The organism is Halochromatium sp. (genome assembly GCF_046541315.1).
Taxonomy (GTDB): Bacteria; Pseudomonadota; Gammaproteobacteria; order Chromatiales; family Chromatiaceae; genus Lamprobacter.
In genome coordinates this window covers 1-6,696 of record NZ_JBKHDN010000157.1, presented here as the reverse complement: position 1 = coordinate 6,696, position 6,696 = coordinate 1, and the positions used below count along the sequence as shown (strand labels likewise).

8 protein-coding genes are annotated in these 6,696 nt (G+C 63.3%); 6 read left to right on the top strand and 2 right to left on the bottom strand.

The genetic code is table 11. The features are described 5' to 3' along the window. The first annotated feature begins 308 nt into the window (after positions 1–308). The 3 genes from pstC to pstB are packed head-to-tail and all read left to right on the top strand — an operon-like array spanning position 309 to position 3,778. Positions 309–1,682: a phosphate ABC transporter permease subunit PstC gene (pstC, locus tag ACLFQI_RS10410; RefSeq protein ID WP_410759114.1), complete on the top strand. Its 1,374-nt coding sequence runs from the start codon at positions 309–311 to the stop codon at positions 1,680–1,682. Continuing rightward, on the top strand, positions 1,675–2,979 hold the full coding sequence (pstA, locus tag ACLFQI_RS10405; protein WP_410759113.1) for a phosphate ABC transporter permease PstA: 1,305 nt from the start codon (positions 1,675–1,677) through the stop codon (positions 2,977–2,979). The genes pstC and pstA overlap by 8 nt, the downstream gene beginning before the upstream one ends. A 4-nt stretch (positions 2,980–2,983) precedes the next feature. Continuing rightward, complete coding sequence (gene pstB, locus ACLFQI_RS10400; RefSeq protein WP_410759111.1) at positions 2,984–3,778, top strand: phosphate ABC transporter ATP-binding protein PstB; 795 nt, start codon at positions 2,984–2,986, stop codon at positions 3,776–3,778. 14 nt (positions 3,779–3,792) lie between these two features. On the opposite strand, the gene ACLFQI_RS10395 is transcribed toward pstB, so the two are convergent. Together ACLFQI_RS10395 and ACLFQI_RS10390 are read right to left on the bottom strand one after the other, a co-directional pair. Next, on the bottom strand, positions 3,793–3,936 hold the full coding sequence (locus ACLFQI_RS10395; protein WP_410759109.1) for a hypothetical protein: 144 nt from the start codon (positions 3,934–3,936) through the stop codon (positions 3,793–3,795). Between the two features lie 38 nt (positions 3,937–3,974). Continuing rightward, entirely contained in the window at positions 3,975–4,463 is a 489-nt protein-coding gene (locus tag ACLFQI_RS10390) for a BON domain-containing protein (protein WP_410759107.1), read from the bottom strand. A 455-nt stretch (positions 4,464–4,918) separates the two neighbouring features. Between ACLFQI_RS10390 and ACLFQI_RS10385 the strand changes: the two genes are divergently transcribed. The 3 genes from ACLFQI_RS10385 (at position 4,919) to ACLFQI_RS10375 (ending at position 6,632) form a co-directional block, all read left to right on the top strand. Next, the gene (locus ACLFQI_RS10385) at positions 4,919–5,566 is read left to right on the top strand and encodes a DUF5666 domain-containing protein (protein ID WP_410759105.1); all 648 of its coding nucleotides are present in this window, start codon (positions 4,919–4,921) and stop codon (positions 5,564–5,566) included. A gap of 102 nt (positions 5,567–5,668) precedes the next feature. Beyond that, positions 5,669–6,130 carry a host attachment protein gene (locus tag ACLFQI_RS10380; RefSeq protein WP_410759103.1) on the top strand — a complete coding sequence of 154 codons (462 nt, stop codon included), beginning with the start codon at positions 5,669–5,671 and terminating at the stop codon, positions 6,128–6,130. Between the two features lie 109 nt (positions 6,131–6,239). Beyond that, positions 6,240–6,632 carry a hypothetical protein gene (locus ACLFQI_RS10375; RefSeq protein ID WP_410759101.1) on the top strand — a complete coding sequence of 131 codons (393 nt, stop codon included), beginning with the start codon at positions 6,240–6,242 and terminating at the stop codon, positions 6,630–6,632. Positions 6,633–6,696 lie beyond the last annotated feature (64 nt).

Below are 6,696 nucleotides of genomic sequence, written 5' to 3'. Positions count from 1 at the left end.
ACGGCGTGGCTTAAATCCCCCGGTAGCCCGTGAAATCCACCGCTCTGCTGTCGCCGATAATGACCATGGTCATTGTTTTGTCATTCTATAACAACAATGACGTAGCCTGGCTGTCATGCTGCTGACGCATTGGCAGCCAAAGCCTCTGTCAGTGCCATTGATGGTTCATGTTGGCCGACAATGGCACGCGGATCGCTTAGCGGGGGTAACGCTGGATAGGTTCCAAGCCGTTCGGCATTCGTTCGTGCTTCCGTGTCGAAGCGAGCGTTTCCAAGACATTCTGAATCGGCGTCTCTGTGAGTCTATCGATGTCACCGCAAACCGCACTCCTCATCGCCCTCGGGCTGGCGGTGCTCGGCTTCGTTGCCGGCTATCGCCGCGCCTGGTCCCTGGCCGGCAGCCGCAAGCCGCTGCACTCCCTGCCGCGCGATCATGGCCTCTGGGTGCTGCTATGCATGCTGCTGCCGGCGCTGGCTTTCACCGTCCTTGGCTTGGCCGTGGAAGGTCCGCTGATCGACTGGCTGCTGTACCAGGGGCTGCCGGAATCGCTGCGCGGCAGTGAGGAGCGCTCATTGCTGTTGTCACGTCTCAGCAACATCGCTGGCGGCGGAGAGGTCTTGGGCGAGGTGACGGCGGCTGAGCAGGCAGCGGCCGACCAGCTGACGATGCTGCACCGCTGGTCGGACTGGATCATCGGCGGCGGGGCCATCGCCTTGGCCTTTGGCGGTGGGCTGTTCGCGCTGCCGCGGATTGATCAGCGCTTTCGCGCTCGCAACCGCAGCGAGCAGGTCATTCTCGGGTTGCTGCTGTTGGCCTCGACCATCGCCATCCTGACCACGGCCGGCGTCGTCTTCTCACTGTTATCGGAGGCGCTGCGCTTCTTCGCCACGGTCAACCCGCTGGATTTCCTGTTCGGGCTGCATTGGAGTCCGCAGACGGCGATTCGGGCCGGGCAGGCAGGCGCCGAAGGCGCGTTCGGCGTGATACCGGTGCTGGTCGGCACCCTGTTGATCGCATCGATCGCGTTGCTGGTCGCGGTGCCGATCGGGCTGCTTTCGGCGATCTGGATGGTGGAGTTTGCGCCCTCTCGGGTGCGCTCGACCGCGAAGCCAGTCATCGAGGTCCTGGCCGGTGTGCCGACCGTGGTCTATGGCTTCTTCGCGGCGGTGACCGTTGGTCCGGCGATCAGCGATTTCGGTCAGTCGCTTGGCCTTGACGTCAGCGCCGAATCAGCGCTGGCGGCCGGTAGCGTGATGGGCATCATGATCATCCCGTTTATGAGCTCGCTAGCCGATGACGTCATCAGCTCGGTACCCCAAAAGCTGCGCGACGGCGCAATGATGCTCGGCGCGACCAAGGGCGAGACGATATTCCGCGTCCTGCTGCCGGCGGCCTCGCCGGGGCTGCTCAGCGCGGTGGTATTGTCGGCCAGCCGTGCGCTTGGCGAGACCATGATCGTGGTGATGGCCGCCGGCCTGTCCGCCAATCTGACCCTGAACCCGCTCGAGAGCGTGACGACGGTAACGGTGCAGATCACCACGGCGCTCACCGGCGATCAGCCCTTCGACAGCCCGACCACGCTGTCGGCCTTTGCTCTCGGGCTGACCCTGTTTTGTATCACCCTGGCCCTGAACCTCTTCGCGCTCCGCGTGATGGAGCGCTGGCGGGAGCGTTATGACTGAGTCCGAATCGAGCAGCACGAGCAGCGTCTACCTGTCGGAGCGTTTCGCGCGGCGGCTGCGACGCCGGCGTGGCCGCGAGCGCTTCCTGCGCGGCGCAGGCATCGGCGCCGTCGTCATCGCCCTCGGCATGTTGGCGGTGCTGTTCACCAGCATCGTGCTCCAGGGTGACAGCGCCTTCCTGCAGACCCGTATCGGCCTCGACGTTGATGTCGATCTCGAGACCCTCGGGGTCGGGAGTGCCGAACCTGAGTCGCTCGAGGAGGGGAGCTATCGCTCGCTGCTCCATCAAGCCCTTTACGACCGCTTCGGCCGGCCCGATTCGCGCGAAGCGCGCGATCAGCTCACCAGCATGGTCAGCAGTCAGGCCAATCATCGATTGCGCGATCGAGTGCTGAGCAACCCGGACCTGATCGGGCAAAATCGACGTATCTGGTTGCCGGCGTCGAGTGAAGTCGACCTGATCGCCAAGGGCGCGGTGCCGCGTGATCTGGCTGAATCGGACCGCTTGGCCTCGGATCAGGTGCTCGATTGGATGTCGGAGCTGCGCGATGCCGGGGACCTGAAGACGGTCTTCAACACCGATTTCTTCACCAGTACCGACAGCCGCAAGCCCGAGGTGGCCGGTATCCGCGGGGCCATCATCGGCTCGGCGCTGATGCTGCTGGTGACGCTGGTGACGGCCTTGCCGGTGGGTCTCGCCGCTGCGGTCTATCTGGAAGAGTTTGCGCCGAAGAATCGCTGGACCGAGATCATCGACCTGAACATCCGCAATCTGGCCGCGGTGCCATCCATCCTGTTCGGGCTGCTCGGGCTGGCGGTCTTCGTGCGGCTGTTCGGCATGCCGCGCTCGACGCCACTGGTGGGCGGTCTGGTCCTTGCTCTGCTGGTGCTGCCGACCATCATCATCGCCGCGCGGGCAGCGATCCAGGCGGTGCCGCCGTCATTGCGCGAGGCGGCTGAGCAGCTGGGCGCCTCGCGGATGCAGACCACCTTCCTGACCGTGCTGCCAAACGCGCTGCCGGGCATCCTCACCGGCACCATCATCAGCATGGCCGAGGCGCTCGGCGAGACCGCCCCGCTGCTGATGATCGGCATGGTCTCCTTTATCTCGGAAATGCCCACCGACTTCACCGATTCGGCTGCGCCCTTGCCGGTGCTGGTCTATCTCTGGTCGACCAGTCCGGAGCGTGGCTTCGTGGAGAAGACGGCCGCCGCTATCCTGGTGCTGTTGGCCTTTTTGCTTATCATGAATGCGCTCGCCATCTGGCTACGGATGCGCACCCAGCGACGAGGATGACACCATGTCTGATGTTCAACAATCGCAACCAAGCACCAAGACGAAGACCAAGATGCAGGCCCAGAGGGTCGACGTCTTTTATGGCGATACCCACGCGATCCGCGACGTCTCGCTGGATATCAACGATCGCGAAGTATTGGCGCTGATGGGACCCTCAGGCTGCGGCAAGAGCACGATGCTGCGCTGTCTGAACCGGATGAACGACTCGATCGACAACGCCCGAATCGAGGGGCGGATCACGCTTGATGACATCGATATCTATGACAAGGAGGTTGATCCGGTGCACATCCGGGCGCGGGTCGGGATGGTCGCCCAGGTGCCCAACCCGTTCCCGAAGCCGGTCTTCGACAACGTCGCCTTCGGGCCGCGCTTGCATGGTCTGCACGACTCTCGCAAGGAGCTAGCCGAGCTGGTCGAGCACAGCCTGAGCCGCGCTGGGCTGTGGGAAGAGGTCAAGGACCAGCTGCACCAGCCCGGCACTAGCCTCTCCGGTGGTCAGCAGCAGCGCCTGTCTATTGCGCGCGCCATCGCCAACCGTCCCGACGTGCTGCTGATGGATGAGCCGGTCTCATCGCTAGATCCAAAGTCCGCCGCAGTGATCGAAGACCTGATCCGCGAGCTCGCCGAACGCTACGCCATCGTGCTGGTCACCCACAGCATGGAGCAGGCCAAACGCATTGCTGACCGCACGGCCTTCTTCTATCTCGGAGACTTGGTCGAGGTCGCCGAGACCCATGCGCTGTTCGAGAATCCGCAGGAGGAGCGCACCCAGCGTTATCTCAGCGGCCTGTTTGGCTAAGGTTCATGGCGCACTCATCCTATAAACAGCACGATGATCGTTAGCCGGCCGATCCAGCGATTGGTCCAAGCGTCCAGCCCGTGTAGCAGATCGTAGATATTGCTGCCAAGTACGTTGGCAAGACTGACCGTGCCCTCGCCTTTGCGCGCGGCGCGCACGCTGACGAAGAGATCCGGGACGCTGGTCGCTACCGAGTTCAGGTCAGCTCCCCCGAGATCTCGAGCTGGTTGTCGACGGCCCGCACATGGGGCGCGAACCAGCACAGCGATTCGGCGAGCTGGCGTTTCTTATCGTCGCTCACGGTCCCGATGAGGGTCGCTTCGCCGAGCCATGGTTGCTCGAGAGCAGGCGGTCGCTCGCCTGAGTCGATGACCCGGACTTCGCTCAGCAGTGGCTCAGCGCGCAGGGCATTGCGCAGCTCGGCGGCGAGGGCGTCATCCGACTCGCGGATGGCCGGCTCGAGCGACACATCATCCGCGATCTCCGCTGTCGCCAACACCTCGCGCGCGAGTCGCGTGGCTTTGCGTCGTGCAGCGATCGACGGAACCTCGCCAACGACGCGCCACTGGTAGGCTGGCTCGGTCTCTTGCGGTAGGAGATGCAGACGCTCGGCCAGGTCGCCGATGTCCGGGTCGGCGTACCAGGCCTTGCGCACGGCTTTGAGCTGTTCTGTCTGATCGTTCATAAGGAGTCGCCTCGGTCGGGTTGCAAGCGAGCGTTGTTCGTCAACAGTCGAATTCTCTAAGCACAACGCATTCCGGAATCTGAGTTTGCGTCAGCTGAGGGGGCGTCGAGGCGAATGGCGGAGGCCAATGCCGCATACCCGTCTCCCTGGTCAGCGCCAAGTGGGGCAAATCACCCGTGATCGGGTGAAATGGCAACGCAGGTTCGGCTTTGGGATCAGCCGTGCGGGCTCGGCGCGATGGATGCAGCGGGATGCCATTGAATGCGCGTGGGTTTGACGCTCGGTCGGTCGCGATGAACCGCTTCCGATGACTTGGCATCGCCATTGCTTCGGCTCTCCCTGAGCGTGCGGACGATGCTCCGAGCGCTCGATTCGAGCTTGCATGCGAGTCAGGGTGCTCAGCCGCGTGCTGACTGACTTGCCATGCTCAGTCGCTACAACTAATGGAGGTTTCTATGCGATTCGAGACCAAAATGATGACGACCTCTGCGCTCGCCCTGGCTTTGACAGGGGCGACTGCAACCTGGGCCGCAGACCCGGCGGTCGCGCCCGATGACAGCTGGATCAGTGTCAGCGGCACCGTCGAGAGCGTGGCTGCCGACGCCTTCGTGCTGGACTACGGCGAGGGACTGATGACCGTTGAAATGGACGACGGCGATCGCGACGCCGACGCCTATAAGCTGGTCAGCGGTGATAAGGTAACCGTCAGTGGCCGTATCGACGATGACCTGCTTGAGGCCCGAACGATTGAAGCGAGCAGCGTCTATGTCGAAAACATTGGCACCACCTTCTATGCCTCGCCCATCGATGACGAAGCTATCAACGATGTTCTCGTCACCGTCGAGACGCCGGTGGTGATCTCGGAGATGACCGTGCAGGGTCAGGTCACCGAGGTCGACTCTGACAGCTTTACCGTCGATGCCGGGTTGCGCAAGGTGCACGTCGACGTCGACCAGATGAGTTACGACCCCCTCGATGACGAGGGCTACCAGAAGATCGAGGTCGGCGATCGCGTGAGCGTGACCGGCCAGATCGACGATGGTCTCTTCGAGGGTCGCAAGCTGGTCGCGGACTCGGTGGTGACCCTGTGGAGCAGCAGCTGAGCTATTCGGATAAGGCGTTCGCCGCCCGAGGCGAGCGCCCTGTGAAGGTTGCGCCCGCGTTCAACGCAGGTTGAACGCGGGCGCTCATTGTGGAGGTCTATGATGCCTACTTCGAAACTCTGGTTGCTCGTCGCCGATGAAGGTCGTGCAGTGCTCTATGCCGCAGACAGCCCAACTGGCCCGCTCACTGAGCTGCACGATTTCATCGGCGCTGAGAACCGTCTCCAGGACCAGGATCTGGTCACCGACCGGCCCGGTCGTGCCTTCGACTCGGGGGGGGAAGGACGTCACGCGCTCGAGCCAAGCACACAACCAGGTGAGGTCGAGGCCCAACGCTTTGCCAAATGGCTAGCCGAGACCCTGGATCAAGCTCGAACCGAGCAGCGCTTCGAGATGCTCGGGTTGGTGGCGCCTCCGGCCTTCCTCGGCCTGTTGCGCAAGAGTCTGACGGACGAGACCGCCCGCCAGGTCGTGCTTGAGATCGACAAGGATTTGACCCGCTATGACGCCGAGGGCGTGCGGGCGCATCTGCCGGAGCAGCTGTTTGAAACCCCGCTGCGCTAAGGGTTCGTTAAGGCATGGGGAAGGCTATCCGCGATCCCTGGGCGAAATCCCGGCCTCGTGCGTCTTCGGAATGAGCGGCATCGGCGCCGCGCTGGCAACGGAGTCCGCAATGACCGACAGCGAGGTTCCGACCGATCAAGGAACCTACCTCGGCACGCCCTGGGCGAGCGGCGGTGTCGGCGAGTCGGCCCGTGAAACACTGATGAAGACGTATGACGATTACAACCTGAAGCTCGAATTCGCGGTTGCCGACGGCAATTATCTAGGCGATGTCGCAGTGAACATGACCACGCCCGATGGGGTACCGGTGCTGCGGGCCTTTTCTCCCGGCCCCTGGCTGATGGCCAAGCTGCCGGCCGGTCGCTATGAGGTCGCCGTGAACGGCTTCGGAAAGACCTTTGTGCGCGAGGTCAGCGTGCCCGCGCAAGGCATGGAGACCCTGATCTTCAATGACTGGACCAAGGCCGGCGTGGCTGAGGCGACCCCCGGTCCGAGCTATTGATCGTTAGCCCCACCGGCGGCGGTTCGGTAGAGCGCGAACAGCCGGCGAAAGGTCGACTCCCAGC

Bases quoted from the DNA above. Each gene is read 5' to 3' on its own strand.
- pstC (WP_410759114.1), top strand. From the start codon at position 309: ATGTCACCGCAAACCGCACTCCTCATCGCCCTCGGGCTGGCGGTGCTC.
- pstA (WP_410759113.1), top strand. From the start codon at position 1,675: ATGACTGAGTCCGAATCGAGCAGCACGAGCAGCGTCTACCTGTCGGAG.
- pstB (WP_410759111.1), top strand. From the start codon at position 2,984: ATGTCTGATGTTCAACAATCGCAACCAAGCACCAAGACGAAGACCAAG.
- ACLFQI_RS10390 (WP_410759107.1), bottom strand. From the start codon at position 4,463: ATGAACGATCAGACAGAACAGCTCAAAGCCGTGCGCAAGGCCTGGTAC.
- ACLFQI_RS10385 (WP_410759105.1), top strand. From the start codon at position 4,919: ATGCGATTCGAGACCAAAATGATGACGACCTCTGCGCTCGCCCTGGCT.
- ACLFQI_RS10380 (WP_410759103.1), top strand. From the start codon at position 5,669: ATGCCTACTTCGAAACTCTGGTTGCTCGTCGCCGATGAAGGTCGTGCA.
- ACLFQI_RS10375 (WP_410759101.1), top strand. From the start codon at position 6,240: ATGACCGACAGCGAGGTTCCGACCGATCAAGGAACCTACCTCGGCACG.